We start from the raw sequence: 20,220 nt of genomic DNA, 5'->3' as shown, positions 1-20,220 counted from the left end.
ATAAAAATTTGTCGAATTTTAGTACTTATTTTGAACTTTGCAAAAAATCATTGACATAAAAAAGCCCACATCAGCTTTTTTAGGCTGTGTGAGCTGGTAATATAATATTGAAGGTTGTACCTTTGTTTAATTCACTTTCAATAAAGACCTTGCCATTATGACTTTCGATAATTTTATAGCTGACCATGAGTCCAAGCCCATTTCCATCTTTTTTGGTCGTATAAAATGGCTCTCCAATTTTCTTTAGTTTTTCTTCAGGTATTCCTACGCCTGTATCCTGAATAGAGATTTGAACTTGATCATGTGTCACATTGACCCGAACAATAATGTCTCCTCCGTTAGGCATTGCTTCAATCCCGTTTTTCACAAAGTTTAGAAACACCTGCTTTAAACGATCCTCATCACATTCAATTTGGATAATGTCATCATTGGCTTCGAAATGCATACGCACTTTCTTTTTTCGTGCTTCAAACTCCAATAAAGATAGAACATTTTTGATAATCGGGATAATATTTTTCTCTTTTAGATCAACTACTTTTGGCTTTGCAAGTACCATGAAGTCTTCAACAATTTGATTAACTCGGTTGATTTCATCTAAAATAATGTCTACAAACTCTCTTCTCTGTTCATCTGTTTCATCTTCAAGCAGAAATTCAGCATAACCTTTCATAGAAGTAAGCGGATTGCGAATCTCATGAGCCACACCTGCAGCAAGCTGTCCAACAGCAGCAAGCTTATCTTGTCGATGGAGGATTTCCTCTGTCTTTTTACGCTCCGTTATATCATTTCTTATCGCTAAATATTGATATGGTTTTCCTTTTTCATTCATAAATGGAACGATTGTCGTGTCTACCCAATAATAAGAACCGTCTTTCGCCTTATTTCTAATTTCTCCCTTCCAAACAGAACCATTTCCAATCGTTTTCCAAAGGTCTTGGAAAAATTGCTTACTGTGAAAACCAGAGTTTAGAATGCTGTGATCTTTTCCAATTATTTCGCCCCTGCTATACTTTGATATTTCACAAAATTTATCATTTACACGATTTATAATGCCCTTCGCATCTGTAAAGGCAACAATCGATGACTGGTCTAACGCAAATTTAATATCATTAACTTCCTTTAATGTTTCTCTGAGCATTTGCTCTGATTGCTTACGATTGGAAATATCTGTACGAATAGAAACATATTGATACGGCTTCCCTTTTTCATTTAAGAAAGGGACAATTGTCGTGTCAACCCAGTACGTACTTCCATCCTTTGCTCTATTCTGGATTTCTCCTTTCCAAACCTGTCCACTCCCGATGGTCCTCCATAAGGATTTAAAAAATTCTTTTGAATGATGACCAGAATTCAAAATTCTGTGATTTTTTCCGAGTAATTCTTCTTCCGTGTATTTCGAGATTTCAACAAATTTAGCATTTACGTAGGTGATATTACCTTTTGCATCAGTAATGGCAACAATCGATGATTCATCAAGTGCTGCTTTAATATCTTTCAGATTAGAATCAGACACTGCAAGTCTTTTACTTACAAGAGCACTAGAACCAATTAATCCACTCAAAATCATGACCGCAACAATTAAAATGGCATAGATCAAAAATGTCTCCTGAAAAGAATCTCCATTAATAGCAATAGCATCTGTACGCGATGTGATTGTAGAAGCTTTCAATAATAAGAAATGTCCTTCAACAATTGCCGCAGTAATAATGAGAGAACTTAATGGTCTTATCCAAACGTTTTTCGTCCATGTCTTCGAATCATAAATTAACCAAAATGCAAAATAAAAGGAAATAAAAACCAATAAACCTGTAATAACTAAAATGATCCAATTATAGGTAAAGACTAGCTGTAAACCGAACATTCCAATGATATAAATGGAAAACACGGCACTCATCATAAAAAAACTTGCCGCAATAAGATTTCTCGAAGTAAGCCTAGTGAGTGAGACGGCATAAAAAGCCATTCCAGTAAAGCATATTCCTACCATAATAGCTAAAAGCGTAACAGGAAGATTGTAGTTCGATAATGTTGTAATATCCAGTGCAAAAAGAAAGCTCATGACCCATATTCCAAAACTTAGCGAGAGAGTTCCACCGATAAAAAGAAGTGGTTTATTTCGTTCAGAAGATCTGAGCATGGCAAACATATCTAATGCTGAATATGTAGCCATCATGGTTAAAAAGATAGCCGCAATAATTAATATAGGATTTAAAGATAAATATACAGTCAACATATATCAGTCCTTTTCAAAGAAAAGTTTCTACTATGATTGTAATGTAAACCTGCCCCAGTTAAAAGAAATATTTCAAAATCCTCTTAAGACTTTTGAAAAAAGGATATGAACCTTGATTACCATCGCTTACATAAATAGATTCAACTCATATTTTTTAAAAAAATTGCGAAAATGGGTTCACATTTTTTCAAGATGTTGTATACTGTATTATAACAGTAAATATTTTTTATTTCTGTATTAGAAAAGGGGTGAATTTGTTGATCAAAAGTCCTGTTGAATTTTTTCGTATGTTACCAAAAAAGATCTGTCCACAATGTGGAGAGACCATGAAGGAACAAGCAGAAAGTTATTTAATGGAATGTGACCGCTGTTTAGCAAAGAAATCCGAATAATAGTCTTTAGAATTATAAGCTTTAGCGTAATGTTTGTACGCTAGAGCTTTTTTAATGCTGTGATAACAATTATGTAAAATATTTAGAAAACTATATTAATTTCCTGATTATCCATGTTATTATTTTAATTAGGGCATCGAAATAAATACGCCCGAATTGAGGAGGAGAATTATGGAGAAAACAATAGCTACACGACTAAAACGTGAAGAAGTCCCAGTTCATTTAACCTGGAAGCTAGAGGATTTATTTGCATCAACTGTTGAGTGGGAAAACGAAATCGCAAGTATTGAAAAGGAGTTGTCCTCTTTTTCAGTGTTTAAAGGTAAGCTCCATGAGCATGCAAGCACATTATTAGCATGCCTCGAGTTACAGGAAAAATTAACTGAGAAATTAATATTAGTTGCTACATACGCTTCCCTACTTCAATCTGGAGATAGTACAGACCCAGTAAACCAAGCAAATGCATCGATCATTGCCGATTTGCGTTCAAAAACAGGGGCTGCTCTATCGTTTATTCAATCTGAAATACTTGAGATTCCAGATGCAACATTAAAACAATACATCCAAGATGAAGAAGCTTTAAAACCTTTTGAAAAAATGTTACTGGATTTATTGGAAGAAAAAATATATCGACTTTCCCCTGAGACTGAAGAAGTGTTGGCAGCTCTAGGTGATGTACATGCTGCACCATACGCGATTTATCAAGCAAGTAAATTAGCGGATATGCAATTTGATCCCATCATCGATGAAAATGGTGATGAGTTACCTAACTCATTTGCTCTATATGAAGATCGTTACGAATTCACTCCAGACACAAATATACGAAGAAAAGCGTTTGAGTCCTTTGCGAATACATTAAAAGAATATAAAAATACATTTGCTACTACGTATGCAGCAGAGGTGAAGAAACAGGTCACTCTATCACGTCTAAGAAACTATGACTCTGTTACAGACATGCTTTTACAGCCTCAGCAAGTATCAAAGGAAATGTATGAAAACCAATTAAATATTATCCAAACAGAGTTAGCACCGCATATGCGTCGCTATGCCCAATTAAAAAAGAAGGTATTACAGTTGGACGAGCTCCATTTTTGTGATTTAAAGGCACCACTAGATCCAGAATTCAATCCAAAAACAACATATGAAGAAGCAAGCCAAGTGATTTTAGATGCACTAAAGGTAATGGGTCCAGAGTATTTAAGCATTATGGAAAAAGGATTAACAGAAAGATGGGTTGATCTTGCTGATAATGTTGGGAAATCAACTGGAGCGTTCTGCTCAAGCCCTTATGGTTCCCATCCATTCATTTTAATTACGTGGACGGATACAATGAGAGGCGCATTTGTTCTTGCCCATGAATTAGGACATGCTGGCCATTTCTATTTAGCCAATAAAAATCAACGTATTATGAACACTAGACCTTCAACTTATTTCATCGAAGCCCCTTCAACGATGAACGAAATGCTGCTTGGAGATCATCTATTATCAAACACGACTGATCCACAAATGAAACGATGGGTAGTATTGCAATTGCTTGGTACTTATTATCATAACTTTGTTACACATCTTCTAGAGGGAGAATACCAAAGAAGAGTGTATGAACTTGCTGAAAATGGAATACCTCTAACAGCAAAAGTACTTAGTGAGACAAAAGGAAATGTTCTGTCTGAATTCTGGGGAGACACGGTTAAGATTGATGAAGGAGCTACTTTAACGTGGATGAGACAACCTCATTATTATATGGGGCTTTATCCATATACCTATTCTGCTGGTTTAACTGCTTCTACAACGATGTCCCAATTGATTAAGGAAGAAGGCAAACCTGCAGTTGATCGTTGGTTAGAAGTACTAAAAGCTGGCGGCACGAAGAGACCAATTGATTTATTGAAACACGCAGGCATTGATATGTCTCAACCTGCTCCGATTCGCAAAGCCGTTGCCTATGTAGGTTCACTTATAGATATCCTCGAAGAAAGCTATAAATAGTTAAACAACAAAAACCTCTCTACCGTTTTTAGTAGAGAGGTTTTTGTTGTGACAACTTAGGAGACCCAACCATTTCATCAGTTTATCGAGATATTCCTTTGTAAGGATTATCTTTTAACTGAATCTGTGTTTGTTCCGTTTAATCAGGCTTTACACTACTTATTTAGCATTTATACTAATAAGCAGTACCTTGGTTCAAACATATTCAATTTTAATTACTCATTCCTTTATCCCTATATTTGATAGAATGCTTCGAACTTACTTTAGAAAGGTGCCAAATTGGATTGTTTAAACAATACCATTTTACTTTTACTGTCGACCAATCCCAATTCTTTCTAGAATCTTCTGGGTAAGAGTTTTCGTCCTACGTACTGTTAATGTTTCCTAATAGGTAGAACATCCATTCTTAACCCAAGTGGATTAAACAACTATTTACTACGCTTAGTGAGGCGAGAAACCGTATTAAAATGGTTTAACAGTTAAAAGTTTAATTTGGTCGTTTACAATCTCCTAACCTTTTTTGTAATCCGCTTTCCAATCAAAGTGATAAAGGAAAACATTTGCTTACGTTCACGAAAATATTATTTTCATTTACGGAACGAGCACCATGGTTGAGCCTCCTAAAATGTCACAACCAATTTTGTTTACACTCTTATTATAAGTCTTTTTCCATTCGATTACCCACATGATTTGTGAAAGTCGTGTGAACGTTTTCATTCAGAAGCCACTCCATTCATAAAAACTGAAATTCAAACAAGACAAAAGGCTTTCGTCATGTCAAATGAGAAAGCCTTTTTTTCGTGAAGTTAATATGTATAAAATTTCAAATAGAGCCTTAATTGATTTTAGGAAGTTCTCTGACCTCCATTGAAGTATCATTACCACATAATGGACATTTCAAATCATTACTTGCAAAATCCTTTCTCATCCAACCTATACATCCATCGTCCATACAGGCATAGACCTCTGTATCCAGAAAAATTTCTTCCTCTTTTTCTTCTTGTGATTTCCTATTAAAGAAAATGATAAACGCCCCCTTCGTGAGAATTAATAAGTATTGTCTTAGTATAGGGAGAATCCAAACATAACTTACATTTATTTCATGCAAAGTGAATAAATGCAACTACATCATAAAATTAGACTTCCTTTTACATTTCACCCTCGATACAATTAGTTCATCCACCTTTCTTCTTCTTATTATGGGCAAAATATATAGATTTCACGCATTTAATTGAAAATTTTTGATAATTGAACGGTAAGTTGATTTTTTTCGTTAAGGCTCTTTTCGCATACATTGTTTATTTTCTTTCGAAAAAAACTTATTGTTTTTGGAAAGCAATAAGAGACAACATGCCTAATTTAGGGAGCGAAAAGTGCCGTCGCACACTTCATGTATAGCCATAACCGTGATATGAGGGTAAAAACCGGCTTCTGGGTTTTTACAAATAACCACAATCTATACGAAAACAGCGTTCGCTAAACACAAAAAACCTGCGTGAAGCAGGTCCTTTGTGTTTGTTTTGCTTATAACCAAGCTGCACCAACAATGATTAAAAGGATGAACAATACGACAATTAATACGAAACCGCCGGTACCGTATCCAGTTGCAGGGTAAGCATAGCCACATCCACCAAATCCTCCATATCCGTAACCCATTACTCCACTCCCTTCCTAAATAGTGTAAAATATGGAGCCGTTTCATTTATCATGCTCGGCCCTCTTGTCTAAACTCTTCTTATTCGGATGCTTTCCTAAATTAATACCATCCGCCGATGTAGGAAGCACCAACTATAATAAGAAGGATGAACAACACAACGAGTAAAGCGAATCCAGCACCATATCCGTGTCCAGCTCCTGCGCTCATTCTTATCCACCTCCCATTATCTCTACACCTATACTATGAATAGGAAAGTTGTCCCGAATGGGCTTCTATAATAAGGGAAAAAGAAAAAGAGTGGTAAATGCGTACCACTCTCAAAATTTGCTTATAAATGACGTAATGACAGAGATTCATCCATCGCTTCCATTTCTTCAGTTGTTCCCTCTTCAATTTCAACAATCGGGAGTGTAAAGAAAATCGTCGTCCCTTCTCCCTGAATACTTTCAGCCCAAATGACACCGTCGTGATGATGTATGATCTCTTTACTGATTGATAACCCCAGTCCATTACCAATTATGGACGAATTCATTTGTCCCGTAAAAGAACGCTCAAAAATCCTCTCTAGATCTTTAGGGGATATACCGCTCCCTGTATCTATAATGGAGAAAACCACTTGCGATTGCTCTTTATGAAGCCTAATGGTAATGGTGATTGAACCTTCATTTGTATGTTTAATTGCATTTGAAACGATATTCGTAACCACTTGTTCAATCCTATCCACATCGACATTTACAAGAGACTGGTTTAAACCCTCTGATTCCACTATAGCGTAATTAAATCTCAACCCTTTTTGACGAATATCCCATTCATGCTGATCACATAAGTGATAAAAAAGCTTTTCGATATTCACGATCTCCTTCAAAAAAGTCATATTTCCATATTGAAGTTTAGACAATTCGAAGAGATCCTGAATTAATCGATTTAATCCAGTGAGTTTCTCCTTGCTGCGTTTTAAATAGGTCATTTGTTTGTCTGGTGAAATTACAATTCCATCTAGCATCGCTTCAATATATCCTTGAATCGAAGTGAGTGGGTTCCTTAAATCATGCGAGATATTGGACAAGAGCTCCATTCTTACTCTCTGTGCATCAGCGAGCTCTTCATTCGCTTGTTCTAAGTTCTTGTTCACAATTTCCAATTCCTCTGTTCTGACCTTAACCTTTTCTTCTAAGCTCATATACAAAAATGCGTTTTGAATGGAAATCGCTGCCTGTGAAGCAATCGTAGTAACCACTAACAAATCTCGTTCTGTAAATGCATAGGGAAGCAAGTGATTTTCTATATACAAGATGCCTAATAACCGACTTTGATGTAATAATGGGATAGTCATAAGGGACATGACCTTCTTTGTTTGTATATAGGAATCTGCTTTAAATAGTCCTTCAACACATGCTTGATGTAAAATAATCGGCTCATGACTTTTTTGTACGTATTGGATGATTTGCAAAGGCAAATTTTCCTCATTGAGTTCTTCGTTATTGACTTCATCAGGTGCACTAACGATTGAAAGTTCTTCTCCATCCTGCAACAACAATATACCCTTTGTTGCTCCAGCGTTTTCAATCACGATTTCCATAACTTTTTGAATGAGGCTTTCTAAAACGATTTCCCCTGACAATGCTTGTGATGTATTCATCACCGCCTCCAAATCTATAACATCGAGTCCTCCTTCGAGTTGCAAGTTTTTTTCTTTACGAACTAAAAGATTGGGAAACTGTTTTGAGAGAATCGATAATTTCCGCCCTGCTCCCCACTGCTTATAGATTTGGTAAGCCTCTTTTATATAAAAATTACTAAGACGAAGTATCTTTTGTTCCTGATAATAACGGGCCGTACATTCACAGATAATAGCAGCATCCTGTAAAAATCCATTTTCGAGCGCTTTGTTCAAAGCAACCTCATAACTACTTTCATTCAATTTATTCGTACTGAAAAGATTATCGGTTTCCATTTTCATTAACAGATACTTGTGTTCATAGTTTTCTGCTGATTGCTTCGCCCATTTTTCCATTTTCTTTAAGTTGCGTTTTAAGTATTTCTTCATTTTATTCTGTTCACTTTTTGTTTCCTTATTAAATAAACGACATAACCAAAGAGTATGATAAAAATAAAATTCTGGTGCAATGACGAGGACAAGGCTGTTCGTAACAGTACTATTTAAAGCATTGATGATCACTTTTGCCTTTTCTTCATCCTCTACGATATAGGACATTTGTAAACGAACCGTATTATGCATAATAAAAGCGGATGGGTCTTCTCGTAATTCGTAAAGTTGGTGTGGGGGTGGATTCTGTTCGTCTATTAACCATTCCACCCATTCTTTTATTTCTAGCAAAAATTTCATAGAAAGATAGTATTGAATTTTATTTACAAATGCTAATTGTTGATTGATTTCTTTTAATACTACTTCTAATGGATCACCTTTAATGATTCTCGTAATAATAATGAATGAACTTGTAGCACCTGCTAGATGAAAATTCCCTGTCTCCAAACTTAAATTCTGTGATTTTTGAAGCGAATCCAAACTAGTTGAAATAGAGTTCTTCCAATGGTTCACAAAACTACCAAAGACAAAATAAACTCTTGCCTTTAGTTTTTTTACTTGTCTCTTCTCGATATGTGCGAGTGCAAGTTTTCCAAATTGATAGCTTTTATCAAAATTGCCGAAGCCAGCACTCAGAATTAAGGCATAATTATTGTAAACGAGAGCCGTAATATCAGTATCCCCGTGCTTTAAGGTAAAACGTAAAGCACGAAGCATTAAGTAAGTAGCTAAATTTTGATTGACATGGTATGAAGGTGCATTCATATTAATAAGACTCTCCATAATTAGACGATTCTCTTCGTTTTTCATTGGTGGCAACTGAAGGAATTCCTCCGGTTTCTTTCTGAACGTCAATAACTGGATAAGGAACAATTCTTTCACGATCATTATCTTTCCAATCGGACGGTCAAGCTTCCATCCAAATAGCTTCAATCCAGTCGCTCCAGAATTTACCGCATCGTCTAACTTGCTTAAATGGGTGTACATAACAAGTTTAAGATTATAAACACTCATTTTTTCTTTGTTCGTCTTCGCATTTTTCAAGAGCGATTCAAATGATTTTTCCGCTACCTCAAAATCACTATTTAAATAAGCACATTCCCCTAACCCTGCGAAAATTTTAAACGATAGTTGATAGTTGTTTTCCCAATGGCCCTCTTTCAGTAATTTCCTTCCTTGTAAAAAATAGTGGTACGCCATATCGAAAGCTGCCGCATTTTTGGCAAATTCGCCTGCTTTCTCATTAATACGTATAAGCGCTTCTTGTTGTGATTCATTCAAAAGGCTGACACTTAAATTTAGATGATCAGTGAGTTTGTAGAGGTGATTGGGATTATCTAATTTATTCTCTTCTTCCCATTTACTCAAGCCGATTTGGTAGTGCAAGAAGGTTTGTTCCTCTTGTGTCATACTTGTGTAAACAGCCTGTTGCACCTTATCGTGGATGAATTCTAGTACGATATCATTCTCCATATTTTGTTGTTTACTAAAACAAATGAATCCCTCATCAATGAGCAAATACAAATCCATTAACAGGTCATTCCTGGAACTTTTCGTGACCTGTACCATTTCATTAAAAGTACAATTGGTCCCAAGGCAAGATACGAATTTCAACGTCTTTGTCACAGGTGAAGATAACTGAGCAAGCTTGTTTTTTATATGATCGACAATGTTATTGCCAATCAAATTAATAGGAAATCTACTTATGTGAAATTGATAACGATTAGTATGAGTATTTAACGTTATATAGTTTTCCTTTTCTAAAGTGATTAAGATCTGCTCTAGAAAAAAAGGATTCCCCTGCGAAAGATTGTAAGTATAAGTGGTTAAATTGTTAAAATCACCTTGAAAATGGTAACGTTGGTCGAGCCATTCCGAAACTTCCTTTTTATTAAGAGCTCTTACATAAATACTTTTCCCATTTAAATCTTGAACGAGTTTTATATTTTGCAAGGATTTTGCACTTTGTTCCATTTCATCTCTGCCAGCTAAAACAACAAGAAGCTTAGGGAACTCTCTATCTTTCGCTAAATAACGAAGGAGTTCTAGAGTAGGTTGATCTGCCCATTGGATATCATCAATAAATAGGAGAAGTGTAAATTCTTCCGTTAACACTGATAAAAATTGCTGAAACGTGATAAGGATACTGTTATGTCTCTCCAGCGCTCCAATTTTTTCAGCAAATGTTTGCTGGCCAATAATCCAAGTAAACTCAGGAATCAGATCGGAAAGTATTTGGCAACGGTGACCGAGTTTTTCAAGAAACAGTTTCCTCCATTTTGTAGTGGAACTCTCACCTTGAGAAAGAATTGTACGGAAAATCTTTTTCCATGCTTGAATAATCGGACCGTACGGCACATTTCTTTCATATTGGTCCCATTTTCCCGTAGCAACAATGACGTCTTTCTTTTCACAAGATTGTATAAATGCGTTTACAAGTGCCGTCTTTCCACTACCAGAATTTCCACTTATATGTACAAATTCAGTGTTTCCTGCTTCTGCCTTACTAAATAACGTATTAAGTTCCTGGAGCTCCTTTTCTCGTCCAAATAACTTTTTCTCCTTTTCTTTATTGACAGCATCTTCTTGCCCAAGTAAAAAATTGGAGATCTTCCCTTCTCTTTTCCACTCGAATTGGCATCTCTCTAGGTCTTTCTTTAATGAAAAAGCCGATTGGTATCTCTTTTCAGGGGATTTTTCTAAAAGTTTTTGAGTGATAAGTGACAATTGATCGGGAATTTCAGAGCTGAAATTCGATGGTGGAGTAGCAATCTTTGTAAAGTGTGCATGGACAATTTCGATAAGATCAGCTTTTGGAAACGGTAATTGACCGGTTAACATCTCATACAGTACAACCCCAAAAGAATATAGATCAGAACGGGAATCCGCATCTTTCTCCATTCTTCCTGTTAGCTCAGGTGAACTATACAGAATACGTTGTAGCTCCCCATGATTCATTGCCCAAATGGGAGTCGCAACATATAACTTCTTGTCAGTAAGATGGACCAAAATACTAGCAGGGTTAAAACTTCCAAATAATCCTTTCTGCTGATGTATTTTCACAAGGAAAGTAGCTAATTCAATAGATATAGATAAAATTTGTTCGATAGAAAGAAGATTTTGTCTTATAAGGGATTCAAGTGTTTTTTCAAAAGGGAAATAGTCATAAACAATAGAGTGATGATACTCATATGACTGAATTTCAATTGGTTCGATGAGAAATGGCTGTTCTGTCCATTCTTTCTTCTCGTAACCTAGCTTTGTAAAAGAGATTGAATGCAGGATTACTACTCTTTTACCATTTTCTTGTTTAATTCCTTCATAATAGTCTAGGTTATTCGTCGAATCCAAAATTCGAGTTATCTCATATCCTGGTACTTGCAACATCCATCTCACACCCATTAATAACTTGAAAAAACACAAGTTGAATTTTTTCATAATTAAAACTTTAATAAAACTTTAACTAAGTTTGAACTGTACTTATAGTTCATATACTATTATTATTTTGTGAATATTTCGTGAATAAACTGGAGGTAATTATGGAAAAAGTCACCGAATTGGAGCAACTGACAATTGCCATTCTGCCGAATAGTATAGATGAAGAATGGCTATGTTTAATTTTAGAAGCAAAACGTTTAGGATTAACAAAGGAAGAGGTGAGGCATTTCTTGTGTAATAAATGATACATATATCCTAAACTGGTTTTTCAAATGGTGAACGTTAAGAATCAATTAAATTGATTGTGAAATATCATGGATGTAACCATTAAATTTATAACCTATTCCCCTGACCGTCAAAATATAAATAGGTTTGGTAGGATTGGGCTCGATCTTTTTTCGTAAATTACTAATATGGACCATGACGGTTCGATTATCACCAAGACTGTTTTCACCCCAAATCAGCTGAAATAATTGCTCTACACTAAACACTTTTTCAACATTTTGACATAACAAGGACAATAGTTGATATTCCTTTGCTGCTAAAGATACCGTTGTTCCTTCACTGCGAACATGACAACTGTCCAAATCAATCGTTAACCCAGGAAACTCAATCACACTTCTTTCAGCCGTTATTTCCTTTTTATATCGAGAGATCCTTGTTCTTCTTAAATGTGCTTTTATTCTAGCCACTAATACACCTGGACTAAAAGGTTTTGTTATATAATCATCTCCTCCTATTCTTAAGCCAAGGATCTTATCTAAATCGTCCTCTTTGGCACTTAAAAAAAGAATAGGAGCATCTGTTTTTTCCCGAATTCCCTGACACGTCTCATATCCATCTATTCCTGGCATCATAATATCTAGGATGATTAAATCCGGTTTAAATCCATCTATTGTATTAATGGCAACGCTTCCTTCTGTTACAGAAACAATTTCAAATCCCTCTTTTTCTAAATATAGTTTTAAAATATTCCGAATATCAGGATCGTCATCAACAATTAAGACTCTATCCCTATTCATACAAATCCCCCTAATTTTTCGGTTATTTCTATTTTACTATAAATATCCTGTTTTTCATCATTTTTAACGATAGAAATTTCCTAATATTTCGACAAAATACGCCATTCATAACAATTTCAAGCGTTTTCTCTCTCCCATTTAATAAGTTCACAATATATCCATAGTATTTTCCTTACTATTTTTTTATCTTTAATATGGGAGGTTACAAAATGAAGAAAATATATATTTTATGTAGTGTAATCGTAGCCATCGCGATTACTGCGGGGATTTCCTTTTTCTTAATTCGTGATAAGATGGCCACAATACCAGAGGATATTGATTTAGTTACAATGAACAATGAAGTATACAAATTTTCTGAGTCCGATAAAAAACTAAAAGTAGTAGAATTTATGTATACAAACTGTCCTGATATCTGTCCTACAACAACGCTTAAAATGAATCTGCTAAAGAAAGATTTACAAGATGCAGGTGTGTTTGGTGACAAAGTTCAATTCATCACCATTACGATTGACCCGTACAAGGATACACCAGAAGTCCTTCAGCAATATATGTATAACTTTGAAGTCGAAGATGATGGGAATTGGCTCTTTTTAACAGGAGACCAAAATAATATTAAAGAAGATCTAAAAGAAATTGAAGAACTAGCAGGAACCTTCCAATTTCAATATAGAGACCCAGGCGACGGTTTCTTTATTCATTCTACTTTCGTCTACCTTTTAGATGAAAATAATCGTTATATAAAGAAATACCCAATGGGAGAAGAATTCAATCGAGAAGACATGTTTAACAAAATCATGAAGAAGATTGATTAAAAGGCGATTCTATCGCGAACTAAGTAGAAGAATATAAGCGGAAGTGCACCATAACGAAAAAAGGAAGCGGTGAATTCAAATCAATCACCACTTCCTTTTTAATTGTTTATTAGTTGCTTGGTGCTGTTTGTTGTTGAAGCATTAATAAAGTCTTCCGAGGTTTTGTAATGCTAGCTTTTATTCCGGACTTTTTTAAACGATCAACAAGTTCTACTAGCTTCTTTTTATCCATTTGAAAAACTCCTTTTCCGTTCTTGGTTAAGTCTATTGTAACGAACAAATATGAATAAACTATGAAAAAATCGAAAAAAATTAATTTTTTGAAGTTTATTTTCAATCGGATTATTCATCTTCGGGGTACAACGTTAAAGATTCTCCTGCAACTTGTTGAATACTTGTTTTATGATAAGTTCCATCGACCCAGCTCTTTAATTGATCATCATACCATTTATGAAGCACATGTCCAGATTGACCTGGGCCAACGAGATGATAACTAGTCGTCGTATCATTCATATCAATGACGAATCTCCAAGAGCCTCCATGGTTAACGGTCCCATCGTCTTTAAATGCCGCTGCTTGCACCGTAACAGCACTTCCACCGACAGGTATTTTCCCTTCCTGATTAAATAAAAGATGTAATGGCTTCACACTAGATAAAGGATGAGGAAAATAGATTTGATGATAGTTTCCCCATTGCCATTTCTCCATATTGTTTCCTTGCTGACCTTCTAAATCCTCTATGACACGAAGTAAAGACTCTACCAATACGTTAACGATCCCCCCGTGCTCCTCCATCCATGGGCCAGGATTACCTTTAATAGCTCTTCTAAGCAGTTGATCAACAGCCTGTCGCTTGCCTCCAAATAAATCGAGCGTTTCTTGAGGAATTTCGTCTTCCAAAAGGACTTTTTGGATCTCGACCATCCATAGATTAAAAAGTAGTGGTGCTGCTTGCTCCGGGTCATCGATAAAATCCCATTTGTCTAATATAGATATGGCTTTAGCAACTTGTTCATCATTAGAAGACTTTAATAATTCGATAAATACTGGGACAAACTCTTTTGCTTGTAAATTCATTTGATCCATTTGTAAGTCCATCATATCTTCAGCAGTAATTTGAGTTGAACCTGAAAGAACCTCTTGAATTCTCATTTGTCTAAAGGGCTGTGCCCAATCATGACTAATATGATATGGATAGTCATCCCCCATTACTTTATTATTAGCTGTTGATATAAAGCCTTCCTTTGGATTGACAGTACGCGGTAGCTCATCATATGGGATATAATCTACCCAACCATATTCATCGGTCCAGCCAGGTACCGGCAATAGCCCATTTCCTTTTTTACGAATCGGAATTTTTCCATTCGCCTTATAGGCAATCGTTCCATCTGTTGCAGCAAAGACAAAATTCTGTGCAGGAGTATGGAACCCTTCAAGTGCTTCCTCAAACTCTTCCCAATTTCCAGACTTATTCATATTAAGCACTGCCTCAAGTTCTGAAGAAGGTTCAAGTGCAGTCCATTGTAAGGACAAAACTGTCTCTTTTCCACTATCAGCAGCAAACTCTGATACGACTGGGCCATGCCTCGTTATAACTACTTCATATTCTACAGACTTCTCATCCTTTATTTGAATTTCTTCTTTAATGACCGTTGCCTCTTCCCAACTATGATTGTAAAGAAATTCATAAGGATTATCTGGATTTCTTTTTTCAATATATAAATCTTGAACGTCAGGACCTGTATTGGTAACTCCCCATGCAATTTGTTCATTCTGTCCTAGAATAATGCCAGGAATTCCTGCAAAAATAACGCCACTCACATTTACTGTCGGTGCCTCAAGATGCATTTGGTACCAAATTGAAGGCGTTGCTAACGATAGATGAGGATCATCAGCAAGGACTGGTTTTCCTGAAGCCGTCTTCGATCCACTTACAACCCAATTATTGCTTCCATTATATTCATGAGGAATGACTGCTTGTGCAAAGCTTTTTTCGATATCTAATTCTTCTTTACTAATGATGTATGGCGCTTCATCCGGATAAGTTGGAAACAAATCATACGCCTTTTCCTCTGGAAAATTTTGCAGGAGATAGTAGCGAAAGGCTTGATTTTCCCAATGTCCCCCTAAGTCAAACGCCATATATTTGCCTATTGTTAAAGAATCAATGGGCGTCCAATCCTCTGACTCATACCCAAGAAGTTTGAATTCAATCGGCCATTTCCCATTTTCGCGAAGTTCATGAATATAAAGATTCACTCCTTCTGCAAACTTATCGAGTACATGCTTTGCTGAAGCCGAATACTGTTCATAGGATGCAACAGCTGCACGTCTTAGGCCTAATGTCAGAAAGTACTTATCATTATTTAAAGCCGCTTCTCCAACTACTTCACTTAATCGACCTGAAGCTTGACGGCGACTTAAGTCCATTTGAAATAGACGATCCTGCGCTTGAATATAACCTTGAGCTAAATATAAATCTTCCTCATTGCTCGCCTGAATATGAGGCACACCATTTTCATCCCGAATGACTTCTACTGTCTCTTGTAATCCAAATAGCTTGATTTCTCCCTCAAGCTTTGGATGCGCCCTTGTAATATAGGTATATAATCCAACTGCGATCGCTAACAATAACACCATAACAATACTTATTGTCCACGCGATAATTCTTTTCCAGCGTTTTCCCCTTTTCACCTCTGAATGTACTGCAACTTCCATCGTCTTCCCCCTTCTCTGCCTTTCCCATGTCCAGCTTCGCTACTTTATGAAAGCGTTTTATTTAAGACTTTTCTTTAATATTCTTGATTATTAGGAAAAATCCTTCCTTCATTTTTCGATTGGAAATAAAAAGACTCCACTTGTACCTTAGAAAATGTTATAATGAGAGATATTGCTTATTTGGAGGTAGTAAATGTTAACTGTAACTGACGTAAGTTTGCGATATGGTGATCGGAAGCTTTTTGAAGATGTAAATATCAAGTTTACTCCAGGAAACTGTTATGGCTTAATTGGGGCAAACGGTGCTGGAAAATCAACTTTTTTAAAAATAATCTCTGGTGAAATCGAATCTCAAACAGGAACTGTTCATTTAGGTCCTGGAGAAAGATTAGCGGTATTAAAGCAAAATCATTTTGAATACGAGGAAGAAGAAGTTCTTAAAGTCGTGATCATGGGACACGCTCGCCTCTATCAAGTGATGCAAGAAAAAGACGCGATTTATATGAAGGCTGATTTTACCGATGAGGACGGAATGAAAGCAGCTGAGCTAGAAGGTGAATTTGCTGAATTAAATGGTTGGGAAGCTGAATCTGAGGCCGCAATCCTTTTAAAAGGTCTAGGTATTGAAGAAGATCTTCATACAAAGAAAATGGCTGATTTATCCGGCGGCGAAAAAGTAAAGGTTTTACTTGCCCAAGCTTTATTCGGAAAGCCTGACGTATTGCTTTTGGACGAGCCAACGAACCACTTAGACATTAAGGCAATCCAATGGTTAGAAGAATTCCTTATTAACTTTGAAAATACAGTCATTGTTGTATCCCATGACCGTCACTTTTTAAATAAAGTTTGTACACATATTGCCGATTTAGACTTTGGAAAAATTCAGATCTATGTCGGAAACTATGATTTCTGGTATGAGTCTAGCCAATTGGCTTCAAGAATGGCCCAAGATCAAAACAAGAAAAAAGAAGAGAAAATCAAAGAACTACAGGCGTTTATCGCTCGATTTAGTGCAAATGCTTCAAAATCGAAACAAGCAACTTCACGTAAAAAATTGCTTGATAAAATTCAATTAGATGATATTAGACCTTCTTCCCGTAAATATCCATATGTTGGATTTACACCTGAGCGTGAAATTGGCAATGACCTTTTAAGAGTTGAAGGGGTCACAAAGACCATTGATGGTGTGAAAGTACTTGATAATATCAGCTTTGTCATGAATAAGGACGATAAAATTGCTCTTGTAGGACCGAACGAATTAGCAAAAACAACGCTTTTCAAAATACTAATGGGTGAAATGGAGCCTGACAGTGGTAGCTTTAAATGGGGTGTTACGACGTCTCAAGCCTATTTTCCAAAGGACAACTCAGAGTACTTTGAAAACAGTGATCTCACTTTAGTTGATTGGTTGCGTCAATTCTCACCTAATGACCAAAGTGAAAGCTTCCTTCGTGGATTCCTAGGAAGAATGTTATTCTCTGGTGAAGAAGTGCTTAAGAAAGCAAGTGTCCTTTCAGGAGGAGAAAAGGTCCGTTGTATGCTTTCGAAAATGATGTTAAGTGGCTCCAATGTTCTTCTTCTTGATGAACCAACGAACCACTTAGACCTTGAGTCTATTACTGCCTTAAATAACGGTTTAATTAACTTTAAAGGTTCCATGATTTTCGCTTCTCATGACCATCAGTTTATTCAAACGATTGCCAACCGCATTATTGAGTTAACACCAAGCGGAATGGTTGATAAACAAGTAACCTATGATGAGTATTTAGAAGATGAACCATTACAAAAACAAATTGCTGCTATGTATAATTAATACGACCTTTACTCAAGTTACGAGAAAAGCGATCATAAAAACGGCTTTGTTCCTATACAATAGGTTCAAAGCCGTTTTTTTATTATTAACTTAGTTGAATATCGGCAAAACGTTCATAAACGAATGCCCTTTTATCAAATTGAAGAAATTTGGTTACTTCATTGGGGACAACCATTGTGATAAGACCCGCTTCAATAGCCGCCATACTCCCATTTGCCGAATCTTCTATCGCAATGGCCTCTTGAGGAAGGACATCTAGAGCCTCTACCGCTTTAACATAGAGCTCAGGATTTGGTTTTACTTCTGAGACATCATCTTTCGATCTAATGACAGAAAAATAATCTCTTATGTGAAGATGTTCCAAAAGATCTTCTATCCATTTTCGTGGAGAACTTGAGGCAATACCGATCTTTAAGTTCATTTTTTGAGCCATTTTAATTAATTCCTCTGCCCCATCTCTAAGAACAAGTTGCTCTTTTTGTGCGATTATCTTACTATGAATCTCTTTTTCTAATTGAATAAAATCAATCTTTGTTTGCGTTTGAGTATTTACGTAAGCATATAAAGCCTCATCTGTTGTCCCTATTACTTTAGCAAACTCCTCTAGTGGTAAATGAATCTCATATTTATGAAGTAACACTTCTTTATACATTCGATACCACATTGTCTCGGTATCCACTAGCGTTCCATCAAAATCAAAAATAATTGCTTTTATCAATTTTGTACCCACCTTTTACATTTTGTTTTTACATAAGCTGCATTTGCTTCCATTATACTAAAAGTAATAGCAAAGATCCTAAATATAAAAGGAGATGGTTTTCCTTAGCCCATCTCCTTTTAATGCTTAATCAATATACTATTGCTTTTTCGTTTTCTTACGCGCCGATGAAGCACTTTTTCCATCTAACTCCATATTTGTCGTGCCTTGTCCCTCTACTTGACTTGAATTTAATCCAACGGTTGACGGATCCGCTTTTCGTTTCTTCATCTATCACACCTCCATTGCTTACCTTCTCTTTTTAATCATTGTTTTATTCGTCAACATTCATACATTTTTACAAGAAATGATTTAAAGGTAATCAGAATATTTTTAACCCCTATAACTCATTCTACTAATTGGAGGAGGTGTGAAGATGACGAAAATTGGAGTGGAAGATTCTCTAACCAATATTCAAGAAGCTCTTCGTGATAAGGGTTATGACGTCGTTCAACTACATCAGGAATCAGATGCTAGAGGATGTGACTGTTGTGTCGTAACAGGAATAGATTCAAATGTGATGGGAATGAACGATACCATCATTCCAGGTCCTGTTATTGAGGCAAATGGACTGTCTGCCGATGAAGTGTGCGAAAAAGTATTTCAAAATCTTAAATAGCAATGGAACGAGAAGACTAATAAAAATGGTTAGTCTTCTTTTTCATGAACATAAACTCTCACACATTTCAACGTTATAAAAAATTTAAAGATAAATTCATGAGAAAATTAGTTTTTAGACAAGTTCTCACTAAAGTCATGCATATAGTAGTAGTGGACAACTTATAAAGGGGGTATTTGCAATGCAATTCATTGTATTAAAAAGACGTTCGATCGTGTTATTTGCGCTTATTCTTGCTACTATCGCTGCGAGCTCTATTTGGCTACTTCTCTCAAAGGACGCGATCTCAACGATCGCTCAAACCGAAGAGCTTCGAGAAATCCATCTCGTTACAACCGAGTTTAAGACAAAAACAGAAGATGGCAAAGAAATTGAAGCGTACCGATGGGATCCGGGAACGGTTTATGTTGGCAAGGATGAAAAGGTGCTGCTTCGTTTATACGGCATAAATGGACATGAGCATCCTTTCATTATCGAAGGCACTGATATTAAAGGCGTTGTAAAAAAAGGAGAAGAAACAACCGTTGAACTGCAACTTAAGGAAGAAGGAGTTTACCGCCTTGTTTGTTTAACTCATCCAGATATGGGCAGTAATGGACCGATGATTGCTAATATTGTCGTTGATTAATTTTAAGGGAGGATGTTTTTCTCCTCCCTCCTTCTATTTACTACATTTTTCTATCCACTTTTTACTCCTTCATAAAACATTTCAAAAAATCTACATTT

Annotated in this window: 17 protein-coding genes; 7 read left to right on the top strand and 10 right to left on the bottom strand. The window is 36.0% G+C overall.

The genetic code is table 11. The annotated features are described in order from the left end of the window. Positions 1 to 79: 79 nt before the first annotated feature. Positions 80 to 2,233: a PAS domain-containing protein gene (locus AA0X71_RS11225; protein WP_413362132.1), complete on the bottom strand. Its 2,154-nt coding sequence runs from the start codon at positions 2,231 to 2,233 to the stop codon at positions 80 to 82. 257 nt (positions 2,234 to 2,490) lie between these two features. Between AA0X71_RS11225 and yhfH the strand changes: the two genes are divergently transcribed. Together yhfH and pepF are read left to right on the top strand one after the other, a co-directional pair. Then, positions 2,491 to 2,625, top strand: coding sequence for a protein YhfH (gene yhfH, locus AA0X71_RS11220; RefSeq protein WP_413362130.1), 135 nt, complete (start codon positions 2,491 to 2,493; stop codon positions 2,623 to 2,625). A 171-nt stretch (positions 2,626 to 2,796) separates the two neighbouring features. Next, entirely contained in the window at positions 2,797 to 4,611 is a 1,815-nt protein-coding gene (gene pepF, locus AA0X71_RS11215; protein ID WP_413362128.1) for an oligoendopeptidase F, read from the top strand. Between the two features lie 835 nt (positions 4,612 to 5,446). Here pepF and AA0X71_RS11210 read toward each other — a convergent pair. The 4 genes from AA0X71_RS11210 to AA0X71_RS11195 all read right to left on the bottom strand — a co-directional run bounded on the left by AA0X71_RS11210 (position 5,447) and on the right by AA0X71_RS11195 (position 11,702). Then, the gene (locus AA0X71_RS11210; RefSeq protein ID WP_413362126.1) at positions 5,447 to 5,719 is read right to left on the bottom strand and encodes a cold-inducible protein YdjO-related protein; all 273 of its coding nucleotides are present in this window, start codon (positions 5,717 to 5,719) and stop codon (positions 5,447 to 5,449) included. A 416-nt stretch (positions 5,720 to 6,135) separates the two neighbouring features. Next, a complete protein-coding gene (locus AA0X71_RS11205; protein ID WP_413362124.1) occupies positions 6,136 to 6,267 on the bottom strand; it encodes a YjcZ family sporulation protein in 132 nt (43 codons plus the stop codon). A 100-nt stretch (positions 6,268 to 6,367) separates the two neighbouring features. Further along, positions 6,368 to 6,475, bottom strand: a complete 108-nt coding sequence (locus AA0X71_RS11200) for a YjcZ family sporulation protein (protein ID WP_019155635.1) — start codon at positions 6,473 to 6,475, stop codon at positions 6,368 to 6,370. 121 nt (positions 6,476 to 6,596) lie between these two features. Then, entirely contained in the window at positions 6,597 to 11,702 is a 5,106-nt protein-coding gene (locus tag AA0X71_RS11195; RefSeq protein WP_413362121.1) for an AAA family ATPase, read from the bottom strand. Positions 11,703 to 11,854: 152 nt separating this feature from the next. Here AA0X71_RS11195 and AA0X71_RS11190 point away from each other — a divergent pair, with 152 nt between their 5' ends. Then, positions 11,855 to 11,998: an anti-repressor SinI family protein gene (locus tag AA0X71_RS11190; protein ID WP_413362119.1), complete on the top strand. Its 144-nt coding sequence runs from the start codon at positions 11,855 to 11,857 to the stop codon at positions 11,996 to 11,998. A 48-nt stretch (positions 11,999 to 12,046) separates the two neighbouring features. On the opposite strand, the gene AA0X71_RS11185 is transcribed toward AA0X71_RS11190, so the two are convergent. After that, the gene (locus AA0X71_RS11185; protein ID WP_413362117.1) at positions 12,047 to 12,775 is read right to left on the bottom strand and encodes a response regulator transcription factor; all 729 of its coding nucleotides are present in this window, start codon (positions 12,773 to 12,775) and stop codon (positions 12,047 to 12,049) included. Between the two features lie 209 nt (positions 12,776 to 12,984). Between AA0X71_RS11185 and AA0X71_RS11180 the strand changes: the two genes are divergently transcribed. Then, positions 12,985 to 13,587: an SCO family protein gene (locus tag AA0X71_RS11180; protein WP_413362115.1), complete on the top strand. Its 603-nt coding sequence runs from the start codon at positions 12,985 to 12,987 to the stop codon at positions 13,585 to 13,587. 109 nt (positions 13,588 to 13,696) lie between these two features. Here AA0X71_RS11180 and AA0X71_RS11175 read toward each other — a convergent pair whose 3' ends face one another. Together AA0X71_RS11175 and AA0X71_RS11170 are read right to left on the bottom strand one after the other, a co-directional pair. Next, positions 13,697 to 13,819 (bottom strand): hypothetical protein, encoded by a 123-nt coding sequence (locus tag AA0X71_RS11175; RefSeq protein WP_413362113.1) that lies wholly within the window; start codon positions 13,817 to 13,819, stop codon positions 13,697 to 13,699. A 110-nt stretch (positions 13,820 to 13,929) separates the two neighbouring features. Further along, positions 13,930 to 16,305 (bottom strand): penicillin acylase family protein, encoded by a 2,376-nt coding sequence (locus AA0X71_RS11170; RefSeq protein ID WP_413362111.1) that lies wholly within the window; start codon positions 16,303 to 16,305, stop codon positions 13,930 to 13,932. Positions 16,306 to 16,498: 193 nt separating this feature from the next. Here AA0X71_RS11170 and AA0X71_RS11165 point away from each other — a divergent pair, with 193 nt between their 5' ends. Continuing rightward, positions 16,499 to 18,118 (top strand): ABC-F family ATP-binding cassette domain-containing protein, encoded by a 1,620-nt coding sequence (locus AA0X71_RS11165; protein ID WP_413362109.1) that lies wholly within the window; start codon positions 16,499 to 16,501, stop codon positions 18,116 to 18,118. An 85-nt stretch (positions 18,119 to 18,203) separates the two neighbouring features. Here the strand turns inward: AA0X71_RS11165 and AA0X71_RS11160 are convergent, their stop codons facing one another. Beyond that, positions 18,204 to 18,836 (bottom strand): HAD family hydrolase, encoded by a 633-nt coding sequence (locus AA0X71_RS11160; RefSeq protein WP_413362107.1) that lies wholly within the window; start codon positions 18,834 to 18,836, stop codon positions 18,204 to 18,206. A 138-nt stretch (positions 18,837 to 18,974) separates the two neighbouring features. Then, positions 18,975 to 19,106, bottom strand: coding sequence for a YuzL family protein (locus AA0X71_RS11155; protein ID WP_413362105.1), 132 nt, complete (start codon positions 19,104 to 19,106; stop codon positions 18,975 to 18,977). A gap of 145 nt (positions 19,107 to 19,251) precedes the next feature. Here AA0X71_RS11155 and AA0X71_RS11150 point away from each other — a divergent pair, with 145 nt between their 5' ends. After that, positions 19,252 to 19,494 carry a YkuS family protein gene (locus tag AA0X71_RS11150; protein ID WP_413362103.1) on the top strand — a complete coding sequence of 81 codons (243 nt, stop codon included), beginning with the start codon at positions 19,252 to 19,254 and terminating at the stop codon, positions 19,492 to 19,494. 181 nt (positions 19,495 to 19,675) lie between these two features. Beyond that, positions 19,676 to 20,122 carry a hypothetical protein gene (locus tag AA0X71_RS11145; RefSeq protein WP_413362101.1) on the top strand — a complete coding sequence of 149 codons (447 nt, stop codon included), beginning with the start codon at positions 19,676 to 19,678 and terminating at the stop codon, positions 20,120 to 20,122. Positions 20,123 to 20,220 lie beyond the last annotated feature (98 nt).

Origin of the sequence: Robertmurraya phoenicis, from assembly GCF_047302285.1 — a bacterium.
Taxonomy (GTDB): domain Bacteria; phylum Bacillota; class Bacilli; order Bacillales; family Cytobacillaceae; genus Robertmurraya.
Note: the sequence above shows the minus strand (reverse complement) of the source record. Positions and strands in the feature narration are given on the sequence as shown.

Bases quoted from the DNA above. Each gene is read 5' to 3' on its own strand.
- AA0X71_RS11225 (WP_413362132.1), bottom strand. From the start codon at position 2,233: ATGTTGACTGTATATTTATCTTTAAATCCTATATTAATTATTGCGGCT.
- pepF (WP_413362128.1), top strand. From the start codon at position 2,797: ATGGAGAAAACAATAGCTACACGACTAAAACGTGAAGAAGTCCCAGTT.
- AA0X71_RS11205 (WP_413362124.1), bottom strand. From the start codon at position 6,267: ATGGGTTACGGATATGGAGGATTTGGTGGATGTGGCTATGCTTACCCT.
- AA0X71_RS11200 (WP_019155635.1), bottom strand. From the start codon at position 6,475: ATGAGCGCAGGAGCTGGACACGGATATGGTGCTGGATTCGCTTTACTC.
- AA0X71_RS11195 (WP_413362121.1), bottom strand. From the start codon at position 11,702: ATGTTGCAAGTACCAGGATATGAGATAACTCGAATTTTGGATTCGACG.
- AA0X71_RS11190 (WP_413362119.1), top strand. From the start codon at position 11,855: ATGGAAAAAGTCACCGAATTGGAGCAACTGACAATTGCCATTCTGCCG.
- AA0X71_RS11185 (WP_413362117.1), bottom strand. From the start codon at position 12,775: ATGAATAGGGATAGAGTCTTAATTGTTGATGACGATCCTGATATTCGG.
- AA0X71_RS11180 (WP_413362115.1), top strand. From the start codon at position 12,985: ATGAAGAAAATATATATTTTATGTAGTGTAATCGTAGCCATCGCGATT.
- AA0X71_RS11175 (WP_413362113.1), bottom strand. From the start codon at position 13,819: ATGGATAAAAAGAAGCTAGTAGAACTTGTTGATCGTTTAAAAAAGTCC.
- AA0X71_RS11170 (WP_413362111.1), bottom strand. From the start codon at position 16,305: ATGGAAGTTGCAGTACATTCAGAGGTGAAAAGGGGAAAACGCTGGAAA.
- AA0X71_RS11165 (WP_413362109.1), top strand. From the start codon at position 16,499: ATGTTAACTGTAACTGACGTAAGTTTGCGATATGGTGATCGGAAGCTT.
- AA0X71_RS11155 (WP_413362105.1), bottom strand. From the start codon at position 19,106: ATGAAGAAACGAAAAGCGGATCCGTCAACCGTTGGATTAAATTCAAGT.
- AA0X71_RS11150 (WP_413362103.1), top strand. From the start codon at position 19,252: ATGACGAAAATTGGAGTGGAAGATTCTCTAACCAATATTCAAGAAGCT.
- AA0X71_RS11145 (WP_413362101.1), top strand. From the start codon at position 19,676: ATGCAATTCATTGTATTAAAAAGACGTTCGATCGTGTTATTTGCGCTT.